The organism is Rhodothermus bifroesti (assembly GCF_017908595.1).
Classification (GTDB): domain Bacteria; phylum Bacteroidota; class Rhodothermia; order Rhodothermales; family Rhodothermaceae; genus Rhodothermus; species Rhodothermus bifroesti.
In genome coordinates this window covers 479,811-497,421 of the sequence record NZ_JAGKTL010000003.1, presented here as the reverse complement: position 1 = coordinate 497,421, position 17,611 = coordinate 479,811, and the positions used below count along the sequence as shown (strand labels likewise).

Below are 17,611 nucleotides of genomic sequence, written 5' to 3'. Positions count from 1 at the left end.
TCCCATGATCCACATGACCTATCGTACCTATGTTCACGTGCGGCTTCGTCCGCTGAAATACCTCCTTCGCCATAGCTGTGCTTTTCTCTTAAGGTTAAAAAAACCGCAAGCTGGCTTTAGGCCGCTGTAGCGCCTGTAGCCGCTGCGATGATTTCGTCGGCAATGTTTTTGGGGACTTCTTCGTAGGTTTCAAACTGCATCGTGTAGATGGCCCGTCCTTGCGTCAGCGAGCGCAGGTCGGTTGAGTAGCCAAACATCTCGGCAAGGGGCACTAGGGCCCGCACCACCTGGGCATCTTGCCGTTGCGACATACTCAAAATCCGCCCTCGACGGCTATTCAGATCGCCAATCACTTCTCCTAAATACTCTTCCGGCGTGACGACCTCCACCAGCATGATCGGCTCCTTAAGTACCGGATCGGCCCGACGGGCAGCATGCCGGAAAGCCATGCGCCCGGCAATCTCAAACGAAAGCGCGTCGGAGTCGACCGGGTGCGTCTTGCCATCGTAGAGCCGCGCCCGCACACCTTCAACCGGATAACCTGCCAACGGCCCCCGGTTCATCGCCTCACGGATGCCTTTTTCAACCGCTGGAATAAACTCCCGCGGGATGACACCGCCGTGAATGTCGTTGATAAACTCAAGTCCTGTCCCGCTTTCATTAGGACCAAATTCAATATAGACCTCTGCAAACTGGCCGCGGCCACCGGTTTGCTTTTTATGCACATAATGCTCTTGCACCACTGCCCGGATAGCCTCCCGATAGGCAACCTGCGGCCGCCCCACGTTGGCCTCAACCTTAAACTCACGCCGGAGTCGGTCAACGATAATCTCAAGATGCAACTCGCCCATGCCGGCAATGAGCGTCTGGCCCGTCTCGGGATCAACCGACACCCGAAACGTGGGGTCCTCCTCGGCCAACTTCTGCAGGCCATTGGCAAGCTTATCGCTATCGGCTTTGGTCTTGGGCTCAATGGCGATCCGGATAACCGGCTCTGGGAAATCCATCCTCTCGAGCTGGATTGGATGGTCCGGATCGCAAAGCGTGTCGCCTGTGCGCACTTCCTTAAGCCCTACCGCAGCCGCAATATCCCCGGCCATAACTTCGTCAACATCCTCGCGGTGGTTGGCGTGCATAAACAGCAATCGGCCAATACGCTCCCGCTTGCCGGTTGTGGTGTTCAGCACCTGCTGACCTTTGGTCAGTTTTCCACTATAAACCCGGAAGAACGTCAGCTTACCAACGTACGGGTCCGTCATGATCTTAAAGGCCAAGGCGCTAAAGGGCTCATCAATGCTGGGATGGCGCTCCAGCTCTTCTTGCGTTTCGGGATGATGCCCTTTAATGGCCGGAATGTCAACCGGCGAGGGGAGATAGTCGAGCACGCCGTCCAACAACCGCTGCACGCCTTTATTTTTAAAGGCACTGCCGCAGAAAACCGGCGTAATGTCGAGCTTCAGCGTAGCCTTGCGGATGGTCGCCCGAATCTCATCAGGTGTGATCGGCTCCCCTTCAAGGTATTTCATCAGGAGCTCATCGTTGTGCTCCGCAATGGCTTCCAGCATCAAAATCCGCCAGTGCCGGGCTTCTTTCTTCAGATCTTCGGGGATTTCGATCTCATCCCACGTAGCACCCTGCGTCTCATCGTGCCAGATGATTGCCTTGTCGAGCACCAGGTCGATTACGCCCCGAAACATCTCACCCGTGCCGATCGGAATTTGCACCGGCACCGGATTGGCCTTCAGCCGCTCCCGCATCTGTTCGATGGTGCCCTCAAAGTTGGCACCCGCACGGTCCATCTTGTTGATGAAGGCAATGCGGGGCACGTTGTATTTGTTGGCCTGGCGCCAGACCGTCTCCGATTGGGGTTCAACACCCCCAACAGCACAAAAAAGTGCTACAGCACCATCCAACACGCGCAGCGAGCGCTCTACCTCGACGGTAAAATCGACGTGACCCGGCGTGTCAATGATATTGATCCGATGCACCGGCCGGTCTTTTTTAGACCCAGACCAGAAGCAGGTCGTGGCCGCAGCTGTAATCGTGATGCCACGCTCCTTTTCCTGCTCCATCCAGTCCATGGTCGCCGCTCCTTCATGCACCTCACCAATGCGGTGCACCCGGCCCGTGTAAAAGAGGATCCGCTCTGTCGTGGTCGTCTTACCGGCATCAATATGCGCCATGATGCCGATGTTGCGGATCCGCTCTAGAGGTATATCGTGATATCTAAGTTCCATTGTTGACCTAAACAGATTTCAACCCCACAATCCAATCCTTAAAAGCGGAAGTGGGCAAAGGCCCGGTTGGCTTCCGCCATACGGTGCATGTCGTCCTTCTTTTTGATCGCCCCCCCTTCACCACGCGCCGCAGCCATAAGCTCATGGGCCAGACGAATAGCCATGCTCTTGTCTTTACGGGCACGCGCACTCTGAATAATCCAGCGGAACGCCAACGAGATGCGCCGCTCTGGACGCACCTCCATGGGCACCTGGTAGGTAGCACCCCCTACCCGCCGACTACGCACCTCTAACAACGGTGCCGCATTGTTTACTGCCCGCTTAAAGACGTCAATGCCCGGCTCGCCCATGCGCTCCTCAACCAACTGAAACGCCTCGTAAACGATGCGCTGCGCAAGGCTTTTTTTGCCATTGCGCATCACATAGTTAATAAAACGCGCTACCAACTCGTCGTTGTATATCGGATCAGGCGCAACCGGTCGCCGTTCAGCTCGCTTTCTACGCATAGTCTAAAACTTACCCGTACCTAAAACGACATCGCCCACGGCGATGACTCAGTGGACTTATTTCTTAGGCCGCTTGGTACCATACTTGGAACGCGACTTGCGCCGGTCGGTTACCCCTGCCGCGTCCAAAGCACCACGCACAATGTGGTACTTCACTCCCGGCAGGTCCTTCACACGACCACCGCGCACCAACACAATCGAGTGCTCCTGCAAATTGTGCCCCTCCCCAGGAATATAGGCAATCACCTCCTCTCCATTGGTCAAACGCACCTTGGCTACCTTCCGAAGCGCAGAGTTCGGCTTTTTCGGCGTGGTCGTATACACACGCGTGCATACCCCCCGACGCTGCGGACACCCATGCAGGGCAACCGACTTGGACTTTCTAATTTTGGGCTTACGCCCCAGCCGAATTAGCTGCTGTATTGTTGGCACGGCTCCTTAATCGTTTGTGCAACAACGTAGCTTTGTAATATACACTGTCTTTAGCACTTTGATCAAACCACACCCCTCCTCTTCCCCCATTCTTGGCCATTTCTCCACTAAAATCTCCTATAACAGGCGATTTTAGCTGATCTACTGATATAGACTAGTAGATCATTCTATAAAGGGATTCCCCCCCAACCCACAAAGGGGATCGTCAAGCTTCTGGTGCCTGCCGGCCTGAGCTTGACAGTGAAGCGGACGGTTCAACGGATGAAGCAGCTGAGGGTTCGTCGCTTTGCAAATCTTTCACTACCGCTTCTGCTTCCTGGCCATTTGCTGCCAGGTAGTCGCCATAAGGCCGTGGACCCAAGATTTCGATAAGATCCCGCGGACCAAGAACCTCCTTTTCTAACAAGCGCCGGGCTAAAGCCTCAAGCTGCTCCCGTTTTTCTTCGAGGAGCTTACGAGCGCGCTCACGGACTTCTTGAATAATCCGGCGCACTTCTTCATCAATCAGACGGGCTGTTTCCTCAGAGTACGGCTTGCCAAAGAAGGCCTGCTCTCCATAGTCACCCGAAAGGTTAAAGCTGACGTAGCCTACACGCTCGCTCATGCCGTAATCAACCACCATTGCATAGGCCATCTTGGTAATGCGCTCTAAATCATTTTGCGCTCCTGTCGAAATGCGACCAAAAACGATCTCCTCGGCCACCCGACCACCAATGGCCATCGTCATGCGGTCCAGCAAGGCCTCCTTGGTATACAGGTAGCGCTCCTCTGGCAGGTATTGGGCATAACCCAAAGCAGCTAACCCACGTGGCACAATGGAGACTTTGACTACAGGATCGGTGTACTGCAAAAACCAACCCACAATAGCATGCCCCGCCTCATGGTAGGCCACAATCTCGCGCTCTTCGGGCGAAATAATTTTGTTTTTCTTTTCTAGGCCCGCAATAACGCGATCAATCGCCTGCTCAAAGTCTTCCATTTCAACAGCCTCTTTGCCACGCCGCGCCGCCAGTAAAGCAGCTTCGTTGCAGACGTTGGCAATTTCAGCGCCCGCAAAGCCCGGTGTCTGGCCCGCCAGCACTTCTAGGTCCACATCTTTACCCAAGATCAAATCGCGCGTGTGCACCTTGAAGATCTCTAGACGCTCCCGCCGATCAGGCTTATCGATCAGAATCTGCCGGTCGAAGCGCCCCGGCCGCAGCAGTGCCGGATCAAGCACGTCAGGCCGGTTTGTGGCGGCCATAATGATCACACCTTTATCGGTGTTAAAGCCGTCCATCTCGACCAGAAGCTGATTGAGCGTGTTTTCCCGCTCATCGTTGGCCCCCATCATGATGCCACGACCACGCAACCGTCCCACCGCATCAATTTCATCAATAAAAATGATGCATGGCGCCTTTTCTTTGGCTTGGCGGAACAGGTCGCGCACGCGCGCAGCTCCAACCCCGACAAACATCTCCACAAAATCGCTTCCCGAGATGGAAAAGAACGGCACACCTGCCTCACCAGCCACCGCCTTGGCCAAGAGCGTCTTGCCTGTACCTGGCGGACCGACCAGCAACACCCCCTTAGGCAGCTTACCCCCTAGCCGGGTAAACTTTTTGGGATTCTTAAGAAACTCAACGATTTCCGCTACCTCTTCTTTGGCTTCATCCAAACCGGCTACGTCCTTAAATGTGACCCGGTGCTCTCCCATCGCATCATAGAGAATTGCCCGGTTTTTGCCAATGTTGAGCACCTGGGAACTGGGGTTCATGCGACGCAGCAGAAACACCCAAAGCGCAATGATCAAAATTAACGGGAAAATCCAGGTAAGCAGACCCCCAAACCAGTTCTCTTCGATGCGCGCACTAAACTGCACAATCGGGCGGCCTTCGGCCTGGGCCTGTTCATTATAGGCCAGCAAGAAACTCGTTAAATCGTGATCTGCCGGCTTGGTTGTGGTAAAGCGCCGCAATAGTTCCGCAGACTGCGGGCTCCGCAGCAGATCAGTCCGGCGGGGAGGAATCGGCACTTTACCTTCGCGAACCGCTGCTTCTGTAAAGCGCCCTTGAATACGGGTATCGTTGATGATTTCAACCCGCTCGACGTAGCCCTGCTGCACATAGGCTAAAAATTGGCTGTATTCCAGCGAATTGGTGTCGGTGCTACTCCAAAACAAGAAAAAGTGCACCAGCAAGGCCAAAAAAATGGCCAAGTAGATCCATACCGAAAACCGGGGACGCCGCTCGGGCAAACGAGGCCCCTCATCCCCCGGCGCGTCTCTTCGCCGCAATTCTAAGCTGTCGCGCTCTTTTTGCGACATGCGTTCCATCATCAAAAAGTTCAAAAGAATACTTTAAACTACTTCCCCGCCTTGTCCCAATGGACAGGCTTGCCTTGAGCCAAACCGTTTAGATTTTACTTTAGTTCCTGCTTTCGGGAGGCTCTAGGCGGAAAGGTCGGGCTGCAGCTTGCAAAACCGGGTGGAGCTGTTCCAAAGCAGCCTGAGCAGCCTGAGCACTGGGATAACGTCCTAAAATGAGCCGATAGTGCATGCGTCCTTCATGCTGAAACGGACGCACATCGATCACAGCGCCACCGGTCAAGGGCCGGTACTGCTGCAAGACTTGTCCTACTTCATTGGCGTCTTCAGTTTCTAAGAGCAAGATGGTCCAGACTTCTTGAGATGGCCGAGGTTCTTGCTGCGCAAACCCAGGCTCTTGCAGCCGTGCACGTGGCCCTCTGGGCGAAGCGACTTGAGCTGAATCCGATGGGCTTGCAGCAACCGACGGTGGCTGCAGGACCGCAAGCACGCGCTGCGCCTGCTTGGCCTCTGGACTTTGAGGATAGCGCTCCGTAAGGTAGGCATAGAGCTGAGCAAGCGTAGGTCGCAAGTTGCTAGAGGTCACGTGCGCCATGGCCACCGTATCGACGGCAACGGCCGCTGCGGCTTGCACCGAAGCAGCTGTGTCGGCCACCGGTCTGGCCGATGCTGCAAGCAGTCGCGCTGCAAGTGCAGCAGGTACCGGAACAGGGAAGCGACTAGAGTCGCTTAGGGCATGGCCGTCCAACAGGTCTTTCCATACGTAACCCGTAGCCAGCAAGGCACGGGGCGCAACGGGGGTGTTTTCGTAGTGCACAGCAAGCTCAAGCAAGCGCTGCAGGGCCTCGTGATGACGTCCTGCCCGCCAGGCAGCAACGGCATGGGCGTAAGCGGCTTCGGCCAAGTTCAGCGTGTCCGGCGCATTCTGCGTTGCCGAGGGCGCTTGGCCCAGCTGCACGCGCAGCTGACTGGCAAGCGCTGTGGTCGGATAGCGTTGCAGCAACGTCTCGAGGAGCGCCTGGGCAGCCAGCGTGTCCCCTAGAGCGCGCTGCACTTCCGCCAGCGCATAGTAGGCCCGCTGCGCAACGGGCTGATCGGCATCTTCGAGGATTACCAAGCGATACCAGTAAGCCGCTGAATCCGGCTGATGCATAGACAAAAACAGCACGTTGCCCAGCTCGTAGCGCAACTGCGCGCGTTCAGCCACAAGCCGTGCCCGCTGCACGGCATCGCGTGGAACATCTGACACGTCCACCAAAGGCAAGGCAATCTCGGCATCGTCTTCCCAGGTCTCTGCTGCAGCACCTTGGGCAGCAGGATCGGAAGACGCAGCACTCCGCAAAGCAGCCAAGCGCCGCCAGTTGGGAAGCAACGGACGCCGCCCCCAGCGCTCAAAGAAACGCGAACGGTTTTCTTGCACGCGGATAGGATCGCGGTGAAACAAAAAGCCGGCCTCGCCTGTAGCTGCAGCGGCCTCAACGACCTCTTGCCCTGGCAGGGAAGGCGCAGACTGCCCCTGCAAAAAGCGTTGCTCTAACGCACGCTGACCCGCAGCACGGCGCTGCGCTTCCAGCTCTTGGGCGCGGCGACGGCGCAGCTCCAAGACAAAAGCAGCAAAGGCTTCTTCATCGAGACTCCCTAAATACAGCAGCGAATCCAGCCGGTGGATTTCTTGGCGCACGCGGCGAAACTGTCCAAATACGCGCGCCAACTCGGCAGCGTCTGAGAGCGCAAACGGCGTCGGCGTAACTTCAGCAGCTGCACGCGACGGCTGCGTAGCTGGTCGAAGCGCTGCCGCTGCCGTGTCGAAATAGGCCGCTGCCCGCTCGTAGTCCAGAAATGCGTCTCGATAGAGCTCACCCAAAGCATAGTATATGCGTCCACGGACGCGACTTGCATCGGCAAGGTTGCCGTAAAGCAGCGCTTCGTAAAGCGTACGCGCCGTCTCGGCCTCTCCCATAGCCTGGTAAATACGCGCGCGCAGGTAGTAGAGCTCTCCCTGCCGTGCGAAATGTTTGTCATCACGCAGCATTTGGCTCAGGCTGCGCAGCGCTGCTGCAGCATCCAGGTGCAGCCCCTGAATCCGAAGGGCATGCCAGGCCGCAGCATAGCCTAGCTCGTAGTTAGGCCGATAGCGACGCACACGATCAAAAGCACGATAGGCACAGGCATAATCGCGCAGCGTCTCGCATATCTGCCCCAGCAAAAAATATCCCCGCGCACCCAACTCCCGATCTGGAACGCGCTCAAGACCAGCTTCTAGCGCCTGGCGCGCAGCTTCCCAACGCCGCTGCTGCACATACACCTCGGCCTCCAACAGCTTAAAACGCGACTGCCAAGCCGCAGGCAGTCCTTCTCGGGCTAACGTCTCTTGCAAAACCGCCTGCGCTTCATCATGCGAGCGGGCAGCCAAAAGCGCCCGGCCAAGCCAAAGCCGTGCTTCCAGCTCATAAGCCCGGCTTAGAGCCATCACTTCCCGAAATTTTTGGGCAGCTCCGGCATAATTACCCATGTAGTAATACGACTGGCCAATCAGCATCAACGCATCGTCCGCCCACTTCGAGCGTGGATGCTCCCGAAGCACGTTCGCACTCTTATCAATGGCCTTGTTAAAGGGGGTCACATTACTAGGCCGCGCTGGCGGACCAAACAACGAGAGGTACGTCGTCCCATCGATGGGTTCAGCCTGCTGGCGCTCTAGCGCCCGCCGCCCTTCCTCAAACGATCGACGGGCATTGTAAAACGTGTTGTAGTAAGCCCGAAAATTTTCGACCTGCTGCCCTAAAAACGAACTAGAGCCGCATCCAGCAAGCAGCCAGAGTACACCTATGCTAAGCACCCCAAAACCAATCGGGCGCAGCACGCTAAGCAGTGCGCATTGTAGCGAAAGCCGAGGCATTTACATCTGCGCAAGCAGACCGTTGCTTCCCAAACGCCACGACGCAGCATTGGTTCAATCGCCACCCTCCCTACAAGACGCCCACCATAGACCGGCTCCGTAACTACAGCAAGGGAGGTCCAGACCTCTTCATTGATCAAGGCCCGAACCTCCCTGTCAATATCCGCAAGCGTGCGACCACGAGCCCTAAAAGCACGCTCAAGCCTAAAGCGAGCCTCCTCTACGAAGTCTCTAAGCGACCTGAAAGCTTCTTCTCGATATCCTGGCTCCACTTGTAAACCAGAGCCAAGTCCTCCTCCGACTCCAAGATCTCCTCTTGGATCATCTCTAAGGCTAGGAGCAGTGGCTGTAAGGAGAGCTCTTCCCAGTCCTCGTTGTAAATCTTCACCTCGGGCTCGATCACCGGCTTCCAGTCCTTGTCGTAAAACACCTTCAGCACCACGCGATCCCCCGAGCTCTCCGAGGAATCCACCCGGGCGTTCGGGAAGAAATAGTAAGTCATCGCTGCGCTCCTCGTAAGCTCCTCCGAAGCCACCTCCAAAAGCGCTAGCTTCCATGGCTCGTCCTGGCGACTGGCCGCCTTGCGCAATTCTTCCCCTGAGATACTCAAGCTCTGAGCGGGCTCTGGCTGCGTCCTCTGGGGAAACGTAATCCCCGAACTCGCCTGAGAGCGCAGTTTGGAGATAATATTGCCTGAGAAGAATTGCACTTCTAGCCGCATTCGCCAAGGGTTGGGCTGATACCAGCCCCGGTTCATTGTCGGGGGACGCAAGAGAATCGATGAAATCGGGATAAGCATCTTCACTCACCTCCTGGTTAAATTCTATAAGCCCTTCAGTTTGTTTATAGATTATCGGAACAATTGTTCTTTTCTCCAGGGTCTCAAGACCTAATCAAGTGGTTTGTGCTTCAAAGCAGGGGCTGCATGTAGCTTCTTTAGGAGAGGATTTAGATGCCAGATGCAGCTAAGCTACCTCCTTTGTGGGCTTTTCGGGACGTAAGCGCCTATGGGCTGCGGTGGGTGCATCGTGCTGCCCTTCACCTAGCCCCTACGCGGCTACGTCCAGTGCATGTCACGTTGCTGTTTTTGGTTACGGGGCTACTCTCGGCCAAGCTGGCTGCGCAGAACCGTCGCCGTGCTGAACGTACAGCTGCTGTGCTACTTATCCTCAAGCACCTACTTGATGGCCTCGACGGTGCACTGGCGCGCTTGCAGCGGCCTTCGCGTATGGGTCGTTATTTGGATTCTGTTGCCGATTTTATGGTCAGTGCGGCTCTGTTTGGGGCTTTTGCGCGACGACGCGGTGGTCGAGGCCGCGATTGGCTTGGGGGTGGGCTTGGACTTTTAGCCCATCTGTTGCAGGTATCGGTCTACAACTATTACTATGTACTTTATCGGCATCGTCGAGGTGGCGAAGCGACCAGCCTACTGGATGAACGAAAAGCGCGGCCTTATCCTTGGGATCCGCCGGGCCTGACCCCTCTCTTGCATCGGGTGTATTTATGTCTTTACGGCTGGCAAGACCGCCTCATAGCCTGCTTGGACAGGGTGCTTACGACTGCTGCCATACCACCTTTACCTTCCCGCACCTTTATGACCGCGCTTTCGTCGCTAGGTTTAGGGGCTCAGCTGGCTGTTATGGCCACTTTTATGGCTTTAGGCCAGACGGCACGTCTACCTTTTATGTTTATTGGGCCTTATTTAGCCTGGACGGCGCTGCTTTTGGGCTGGCGGCGGCGCGAAGCTCGTTGTCACGCGCTTATTCAATCCGGCTGACATGCACCATGTTGGTTCGCCCTTTGGCAGGCAGCGGCATGCCGGCCGTAATCACAACCAAGTCCCCAGAGGCAACCAGTCCGTGCTCTCGCAACAGGCGGTGGACCAGCTGCACGCCTTGGTCGGTGTCTCGTTGGAAGGGGATGGCAAAGGCTTTGGTCCCCCAGAGCAATCCTAACTGTGTTGCTACGCGGGGGTTATCGGTAAAGGCATAGACGGGCACCGAAGGTCGGTGGCGGGCAATCCTACGCGCCGTGTTGCCCGTAGCCGTTAGGCAGGCAATGGCTACAGCGCCGACCTGCTCGGCCAACTGGCAAGCCGTATAGCCAATGGCTTCGGTCACCGCCTCCGCAGTTTCCGTTGCACTTCGGGGCGTCATTAGCCAACGTCCTTCGGACTCATGCACCTCGCGGCGGAAGCGTTCGGCCTGGCGGATGATTTCGTCCATGACCTGCACAACCCGGACTGGATACTTGCCTGAAGCCGTTTCAGCCGAAAGCATCAGCGCATCGCTACCATCGAGCACAGCATTCGCTACATCGCTGGCTTCAGCCCGTGTTGGTCGGGGATTGTCGATCATGCTTTCGAGCATCTGTGTCGCTGTAATGACCGGCTTAGCCGCTGCCAGACATTTGCGAATGATGCGTTTCTGCACGGCAGGTACCTGCGCTAGCGGCATTTCTATGCCCAGATCCCCTCGCGCGACCATGATGCCATCAGCCTGAGCGAGAATTTGGTCGATTTTAGCAACGGCTTCAGGTTTTTCAATCTTTGCAATAACGCCAACCTGCTTGCCCGAGTCGCGCACGCGGCGTATAAGATCGGCTACGTCGGCTTCACTACGTACAAAGGAAAGCGCGATGAGGTCTACCTCCATACGCAGGCCGAAGTCCAAGTCACGCAAGTCCTTTTCAGTAAGCGAAGGGCTGGAGTGGCGAATATGCGGCAGGTTCACGCCTTTGCGCGAGCGCAACGGTCCACCGACCACCACCTCAGTGATTACGTCCTCATCGCTTACAGCCACCACTGCCAGTTCAAGGAGTCCATCGTCGAGCAAAATGCGTCCCCCTACCTCGACGTCCTGGGCCAGTGTCGGATAGTTGATGTAAATGCGGCTGCGGCCGTCAGCGCGCTCAGCGCGACTGGTAAGCACCAAACGCTGGCCTTCGTGCACCAGCACCCCGCCCCCTTCGACGTCTCCAATCCGAATTTTGGGTCCTTGCAGGTCTTGCAAAATGGCCACTTCACGCCCAAGCTTTTGGGCTTCTTCCCGAACAATTTCGATGCGTTGCCGGTGCTCTTCGTGCGTGCCGTGAGAAAAATTCAGCCGGGCAACATCCATCCCGGCTTGAATGAGTTTGCGAATCGTTTCCCGATCCGAAGAAGAAGGGCCCAGCGTACAGACGATCTTCGTGCAGCGATCCATATCTAACGCGTATGCTCTGCGACCTATAGGTGCAAGCAAAGCTACGATAGAACAGGGCGTAGGTTCAAATGACGTAGCAGGCCGCAAAGCGCTTACGCTGCGCACTTTCCAGCCAAATTCAAGGTTTACCTGAAGGTTGCAGACCTAAGCCGCGCCCCATCTCGGCCCGGCGCAGGGCAGAGGAAATCATCATTAGCTCACCCACGTTTTCTAGCGTCAACAATCCAACCAGCTGGCGGTTGTGCACTACGGGGATCGCCTCACAACCGGTTTCTTGCATGCGCAGAAAGGCTTCTTCAAGCATGGCCGTGTCTTCAATCGGCTGGCACGTAGGCAGCATAGCATCACGCACCCGACCTTCACGGCCTTCGCGAGCCAAGGCGCGCAGCAAACTTTTGCGCGTCAGTACCCCAACGATTTGGTTATCTTCCACCACTGGGAAATCCTGCTCTGCGCCTGCCAACAAGGCTTCGACTGCAGCAGCCAGACTGTCGTCGGGATGAAGCACCTGGAAACGCGTCATCATAGCTTGCCGCACCGGAATGCCCTGCGTTAACGCTCGGAACATGGCCTGCTGGGCTTCCTGCTGCGCACCCACGTAAACAAACAGCGCAATAAACAGCAAAATGGGATTGAAGCTGATCAGTCCTAAAAGCCCAAAAAACACAGCCATCACCTGGCCAACGCTGGCCGCAATCTGCGTAGCCCGCACGTAGTTCAGGTGCAAGGCCAACAGTGCTCGGAGCACACGTCCCCCGTCCATCGGAAAGGCCGGGAGCATGTTAAAGCCCACCAGCATAAGGTTAATCCACATGAGCGAAGTCAAAAAATGGCCTTGGGGCTGCACGAGCGCTTCTGGATCAAAAGAGTTGCCTAAAGCCCATAGCACAAGCGCCAAAAGCGTGGCAATAAGCACGTTGACCGCCGGTCCGGCAATTGCAATCCAGAATTCCTGGATGGGTTCTTCGGGAATGCGCGCTAAGCGCGCTACACCACCAATAGGATATAACGTGATGTCACGCGTGGGCACGCCAAAACGCCGGGCCATAAGGGCATGGCCCAACTCGTGCAACACGACACATCCAAAAACAGCCAGCACCAGGAGAACGCCAGCCATAGCGGCATTCACCCCAACGCCATGGAGCACATAAAAAGCAAAAATGCCCACAATCAACAGGCCAAACGTCCAGTGCAGGTAAATATCGATGCCTGCGATACGGCTAATGCGCAAAGCGCCTTTCATGCAAGAAGGTCTCTAAGGTTAGCGGTTATTTTGGGAGTAGACCTGTTCCGGATTGAACACCAGCCCTTCGGTTTCAACCAGGCGTCCATTTTCCAGCTTGCGATAAAAACAGGAACGATGGCCTGTATGGCAAGCGGCCCCGCCATTTTGCTTGATTTTAAACAAAAGCACGTCTCCGTCGCAGTCGATGCGCACTTCACGCACCTCTTGCGTATGTCCGCTTGTAGCCCCTTTGACCCAGACCTCTTGTCGCGAGCGACTCCAGTACGTCATCAGTCCAGTCTCAAGCGTCTGGCGTAGCGTAGCCTCGTTCATATAGGCCACCATGAGGATTTCTCCGGTCTCGGCATCCTGCGCAATGGCCACCACCAGACCGTTCGCATCGTACTTAACAGCTTGCAGCAAAGCGTTCATTTCCATTGCTCTTTCCTGGGAAAAGAATGCTACTTTAAAGATAGCGGATGCTAGCCGCGTTAATCCATACCTTTGAAGCGGCTGGGTTTTATTTTTCGAAAATGTCTAATCCTGAGATCCGTCTGCAGAGCGCACGTTGTCACCAAAATCAAATCTTGGCTGTTCAGTGGCATGGGACCTGCATAAGAAGCAAACCCTCACGACACCTCCCTTCGAGGGGAATATGTGTCTCGGATTTCTGACGTAGCTGTTTCCTTGGGCGCACCCTCATTGAGATCATGCGCCCGTTGCCCCAAAACCACCTAGCGACTGTGCATCAGCGGCGCGGCGTCAGATGTGAGCGCGTGTTGGACGGCTGGTCATGAAGAAGCGGCTTCTTATCGCTTCAATTGCTTTAAATCCAATTTTGCTCGCACCACTGAATTAAAATCCAGTGCCAACCGAGTATGCAGTCACTCGCTTAAGCCTTCACGACGAGGTCGCCACGGCCCATCCGTGTGCGCGAGCGAGCACCCCTTTACGTTGCCGCACCTCAGCGCTAGCAGCGAAGGCTGTCCCTAGGAAGAGAACGCCGGCATGCAGTTCTGTCGTACGCCGTTACCGGACAATCATCAGCGGCGCTGTCAACACCTCGTGACCTGGCAGCCGCAACCGCACCTGATAGCGCCCACTCGAAAGCCCACCCAGGCTCACCCCAAGAGATTGAACCCCAACACGCTCCACCTGACCACTCCACCGAAAAACAACCCGACCAAGCACATCCACCACCTCTAGGATAACTGGCCCCACCTGCTCGCTAACAAAACGCAGCGTGGCCGCTCCCGCCGAAGGCATGGGAAAAATCCGCAGCTCACCCTGTAGACCATCCTTGAAGCCCCGCGATTCCACCGCCGTTGTTGTCCCCTCGGTATCCAGCAAGAACGCTTCCAAGCGCCCCGTCGCAGCGTTGCCGCCCACGCCCACGATGTAGCGTCCATCAGGCGAGACAGCGTAGGCATACGCCAACACCGAACCGTTGGTCAGCAAGGCGGCGAAGGTCGTGTTCAGATCCTCCATCCCGCCCGAGGCCGTCCAGCGAAAGGCGCGCACTTCAATGCTGGCAGTCTCTGCCACTCCGACCACGACCGAGCCGTCGGCAGAAACGCCATACGCCTCGCTCATAGGGCCACCAAGCGTGCCAATCTCTTGCATCCCCCCCGTGGCGGTCCAGCGAACAGCGCGAGAATCCCCATTGTTGTTTATTCTCGTTCCGATCACGACCGAGCCATCCGCCGAGACACTATATCTACATTGGATGCGGTCGCAAGGTCCTCCTCCAAAAGGACCGATGTCTTGCATCACGCCACCCTCCCAGCGAAAGACGCGCCGCTCACCGCTGGCGTTGGTTGCCGATCCGACCACCACCGAGCCGTCCGCAGAAACGCCATACGCATCGCTTGTAGAGCCACCCAGTGTGCCGAGGTCTTGCATCCCGCCCGATGCCGTCCAACGAAAGGCACGAGATAGACCACTGGCGTTTTCTGCCACTCCGACCACCACCGAGCCGTCGGCAGAAACGCCATACGCCGTGCTCCCATTGCCTCCGAGCGTGCCAAGGTCTTCCATCCCACCCGACTGCGTCCAGCGAAAGGCGCGTATCTGACCACTAGCGTTGTATGCCACCCCGACCGCCACGAAACCGTCAGCAGAAACACCTAACGCCGTGCTCCCATTGCCTCCGAGCGTACCGAGGTCTTCCATCCCACCCGACTGCGTCCAGCGAAAGGCGCGTATCTGACCGCTGGCGCTTTGTGCCCATCCGACCACCACCGAGCCATCTGCAGAAACGCCATGCGCCCAGCTCCCATCGTAGTCCGGCAGCGTACCCAGCCAGGTGAGGCTCTGTGCCTGGAGCTCCACCCCTGAGCCGAACCACACCACACCCACCACCACCTTTGCTAGCCACCATACATTGACGCTTTTCATGACAATCCTCCTGAGGAAAAAGTGGAACAATTGCGCATTCACCTTCAGCTTAGCGCACTACCACCAGCGGCGCTGTCAACACCTGCTGTCCTGGCAGCCGCAACCGCACCTGATAGCGCCCACTCGAAAGCCCACCCAGGCTCACCCCAAGGGATTGAACCCCAACACGCTCCACCTGACCACTCCACCGAAAAACAACCCGACCAAGCACGTCCACCACCTCTAGGATAACTGGCCCCACCTGCTCGCTAACAAAACGCAGCGTGGCCGCTCCCGCCGAAGGCATGGGAAAAATCCGCAGCTCACCCTGCAAGCCGCCCTCCCTTCCCCGCGATTCCACAGCTGTTGTTGTCCTCTCCGCGTCCAAGAGGTACGCCTCGTAGCGCCCTGTCGCAGCGTTGATGCCCCAACCCACGATGTAGCGTCCATCAGGCGAGATGGCATAGGCGTACAACAACTCCGACCCGTCGGTCAGCAGGTGGGCATAGGTCGTGTTCAGGTCTTCCATGCCGCCACTTACCGTCCAACGAAAGGCGCGCCTTATCTCTCCGACCACCACCGAGCCGTCGGCAGAAACACCACGCGCCTCGCTGGCATAGCTCCCAGGCAGCGTGCCAAGGTCTTGCATCCCGCCCGATGCCGTCCAACGAAAAGCGCGCCAAGCACCGCTAGCGTTTTGTGCCTTTCCAACCACTACCGAGCCGTCGGCGGAAACACCACGCGCCTCGCTCTCATCGCCACCCAGCGTGCCAAGGTCTTGCATCCCTCCTGACGCTGTCCAACGAAAGGCGCGCCAATCACCGCTAGCGTTTCGTGCCCCTCCGACCACCACCGAACCGTCGGCAGAAACACCACGCGCCTCACTCCGATTGCCACCGAGCGTGCCGAGATCTTGCATTCCGCCCGACGGCGTCCATCGAAAAGCGCGCCCTTCAATGCTGACCGTCTCTGCCCATCCAACCACGACCGAACCGTCGGCAGAAACACCACGCGCCTCGCTCTCATCGCCACCCAGCGTGCCAAGGTCTTCCATTCCGTCCGACCCCCAGCGAAAAGCGCGCTTCAAACCGCTGGCGTTTTGTGCCCATCCGACCACCACCGAACCGTCGACAGAAACGCCATACGCCGCGCTCCAAGCGCCACCAAGCGTGCCAAGGTCTTCCATCCCGCCCGCCTGCGTCCAGCGAAAGGCGTGCGTTATAGAGCCGCCGATGCCGATATCTGACTGTCCAACCACCACGGAGCCATTGGCAGAAATGCCAGACGCCTCGCTCTGCCCGCCGCCCAGCGTGCCTAGCCAACTGAGGTGTCGTGGTTCTGTCGTTTCCCTTCTCGTATCTAGGAGAAATGCCTCCATGCTCCCCGTCGCCTCGTTCATGCCCCAGCCCACGATATAGCGTCCATCGGGTGAGATGGCATTGGCTTCGCGCAACACCGAACCGTTGGTCAGCAAGTCGGCGTAGGTGATGTTCAAGTCTTCCATGCCGCCCGATGCCGTCCAACGAAAGGCGCGCCAATCACCATTGGCGTTATTTGCCCTTCCAACCACTACAGAGCCGTCCGCAGAAACGCCAAACGCCTCGCTGGCATAGCCCCCAGGCAGCGTGCCAAGGTCTTCCATCCCGATCAACGCCGTCCAACGAAAGGCACGAAACTCATAGCTGGCGTTTCGTGCCCATCCGACCACCACTGAACCGTTGGCAGAAACGCCAAACGCCTCGCTGGCATAGCCCCCAGGCAGCGTGCCAAGGTCTTCCATCCCGATCAACGCCGTCCAACGAAAGGCGCGCCAATCACCATTGGCGTTTTCTGCCCTTCCAACCACTACAGAGCCGTCCGCAGAAACGCCAAACGCCCCGCTGGCATAGCCTCCAGGCAGCGTGCCAAGGTCTTGCATCCCTCCTGACGCTGTCCAACGAAAGGCGCGATAAAAACCACTGGCGTTTCCTGCCCATCCGACTACTACAGAGCCGTCAGCAGAAACGCCACGCGCCTCGCTCTCAACGCCCCCAAGCGTGCCAAGGTCTTGCATCCCTCCTGACGCTGTCCAACGAAAGGCGCGATACCCACTGGCGTCTCTTATCCATCCGACCACCACAGAGCCATCGGCTGAAACGCCAGACGCCCCGCTCCAATAGCCTCCAAACGTGCCGAGATCTTCCATCCCGCCCAACGCCGTCCAGCGAAAGGCGTGTTGATCACCGCGGTCGCTTGCTGCCCCTCCGACCACCACCGAGCCGTCCGCAGAAACGCCAGACGCCCCGCTGTTATCGTACCCAGGCAGCGTGCCCAGCCAGGTTAGGCGCTGCGCCTGGAGCTCCACCCCTGAGCCGAACCACACCACACCTATCACCACCTTTGCTAGCCACCATACATTGACGCTTTTCATGGCAATCCTCCTGAGAAA

Annotated in this window: 12 protein-coding genes; 1 reads left to right on the top strand and 11 read right to left on the bottom strand. The window is 57.2% G+C overall.

What is annotated here, in order from left to right:
* Positions 1–116: 116 nt before the first annotated feature.
* The 6 genes from fusA to J8E65_RS09115 form a co-directional block, all read right to left on the bottom strand.
* Positions 117–2,237, bottom strand: coding sequence for an elongation factor G (gene fusA, locus J8E65_RS09140; protein ID WP_210375436.1), 2,121 nt, complete (start codon positions 2,235–2,237; stop codon positions 117–119).
* A gap of 38 nt (positions 2,238–2,275) precedes the next feature.
* A complete protein-coding gene (rpsG, locus tag J8E65_RS09135; RefSeq protein WP_210375435.1) occupies positions 2,276–2,743 on the bottom strand; it encodes a 30S ribosomal protein S7 in 468 nt (155 codons plus the stop codon).
* A 57-nt stretch (positions 2,744–2,800) separates the two neighbouring features.
* A complete protein-coding gene (rpsL, locus tag J8E65_RS09130; RefSeq protein WP_210375434.1) occupies positions 2,801–3,175 on the bottom strand; it encodes a 30S ribosomal protein S12 in 375 nt (124 codons plus the stop codon).
* Between the two features lie 205 nt (positions 3,176–3,380).
* The gene (gene ftsH / locus J8E65_RS09125) at positions 3,381–5,480 is read right to left on the bottom strand and encodes an ATP-dependent zinc metalloprotease FtsH (protein ID WP_210375466.1); all 2,100 of its coding nucleotides are present in this window, start codon (positions 5,478–5,480) and stop codon (positions 3,381–3,383) included.
* Positions 5,481–5,580: 100 nt separating this feature from the next.
* On the bottom strand, positions 5,581–8,379 hold the full coding sequence (gene porW / locus J8E65_RS09120; protein WP_237181813.1) for a type IX secretion system periplasmic lipoprotein PorW/SprE: 2,799 nt from the start codon (positions 8,377–8,379) through the stop codon (positions 5,581–5,583).
* A gap of 220 nt (positions 8,380–8,599) precedes the next feature.
* The gene (locus J8E65_RS09115) at positions 8,600–9,178 is read right to left on the bottom strand and encodes a hypothetical protein (RefSeq protein ID WP_210375433.1); all 579 of its coding nucleotides are present in this window, start codon (positions 9,176–9,178) and stop codon (positions 8,600–8,602) included.
* A 153-nt stretch (positions 9,179–9,331) separates the two neighbouring features.
* On the opposite strand from J8E65_RS09115, the gene J8E65_RS09110 reads away from it, so the two are divergent.
* Entirely contained in the window at positions 9,332–10,156 is an 825-nt protein-coding gene (locus tag J8E65_RS09110; RefSeq protein ID WP_210375432.1) for a CDP-alcohol phosphatidyltransferase family protein, read from the top strand.
* Here J8E65_RS09110 and pyk read toward each other — a convergent pair.
* The 5 genes from pyk to J8E65_RS09085 all read right to left on the bottom strand — a co-directional run bounded on the left by pyk (position 10,140) and on the right by J8E65_RS09085 (position 17,593).
* Positions 10,140–11,582 (bottom strand): pyruvate kinase, encoded by a 1,443-nt coding sequence (gene pyk / locus J8E65_RS09105; RefSeq protein WP_210375431.1) that lies wholly within the window; start codon positions 11,580–11,582, stop codon positions 10,140–10,142. The two genes, J8E65_RS09110 and pyk, sit on opposite strands and share 17 nt — an antisense overlap.
* Before the next feature lie 118 nt (positions 11,583–11,700).
* Positions 11,701–12,825 (bottom strand): site-2 protease family protein, encoded by a 1,125-nt coding sequence (locus J8E65_RS09100; protein WP_210375430.1) that lies wholly within the window; start codon positions 12,823–12,825, stop codon positions 11,701–11,703.
* 18 nt (positions 12,826–12,843) lie between these two features.
* Complete coding sequence (hisI, locus tag J8E65_RS09095; RefSeq protein ID WP_210375429.1) at positions 12,844–13,245, bottom strand: phosphoribosyl-AMP cyclohydrolase; 402 nt, start codon at positions 13,243–13,245, stop codon at positions 12,844–12,846.
* 591 nt (positions 13,246–13,836) lie between these two features.
* Positions 13,837–15,204 carry an HAF repeat-containing protein gene (locus J8E65_RS09090; RefSeq protein WP_210375428.1) on the bottom strand — a complete coding sequence of 456 codons (1,368 nt, stop codon included), beginning with the start codon at positions 15,202–15,204 and terminating at the stop codon, positions 13,837–13,839.
* Between the two features lie 49 nt (positions 15,205–15,253).
* The gene (locus J8E65_RS09085; protein ID WP_210375427.1) at positions 15,254–17,593 is read right to left on the bottom strand and encodes a hypothetical protein; all 2,340 of its coding nucleotides are present in this window, start codon (positions 17,591–17,593) and stop codon (positions 15,254–15,256) included.
* Positions 17,594–17,611 lie beyond the last annotated feature (18 nt).

Bases quoted from the DNA above. Each gene is read 5' to 3' on its own strand.
- fusA (WP_210375436.1), bottom strand. From the start codon at position 2,237: ATGGAACTTAGATATCACGATATACCTCTAGAGCGGATCCGCAACATC.
- rpsG (WP_210375435.1), bottom strand. From the start codon at position 2,743: ATGCGTAGAAAGCGAGCTGAACGGCGACCGGTTGCGCCTGATCCGATA.
- ftsH (WP_210375466.1), bottom strand. From the start codon at position 5,480: ATGTCGCAAAAAGAGCGCGACAGCTTAGAATTGCGGCGAAGAGACGCG.
- porW (WP_237181813.1), bottom strand. From the start codon at position 8,379: ATGCCTCGGCTTTCGCTACAATGCGCACTGCTTAGCGTGCTGCGCCCG.
- J8E65_RS09115 (WP_210375433.1), bottom strand. From the start codon at position 9,178: ATGCTTATCCCGATTTCATCGATTCTCTTGCGTCCCCCGACAATGAAC.
- J8E65_RS09110 (WP_210375432.1), top strand. From the start codon at position 9,332: ATGCCAGATGCAGCTAAGCTACCTCCTTTGTGGGCTTTTCGGGACGTA.
- pyk (WP_210375431.1), bottom strand. From the start codon at position 11,582: ATGGATCGCTGCACGAAGATCGTCTGTACGCTGGGCCCTTCTTCTTCG.
- J8E65_RS09100 (WP_210375430.1), bottom strand. From the start codon at position 12,825: ATGAAAGGCGCTTTGCGCATTAGCCGTATCGCAGGCATCGATATTTAC.
- hisI (WP_210375429.1), bottom strand. From the start codon at position 13,245: ATGGAAATGAACGCTTTGCTGCAAGCTGTTAAGTACGATGCGAACGGT.
- J8E65_RS09090 (WP_210375428.1), bottom strand. From the start codon at position 15,204: ATGAAAAGCGTCAATGTATGGTGGCTAGCAAAGGTGGTGGTGGGTGTG.
- J8E65_RS09085 (WP_210375427.1), bottom strand. From the start codon at position 17,593: ATGAAAAGCGTCAATGTATGGTGGCTAGCAAAGGTGGTGATAGGTGTG.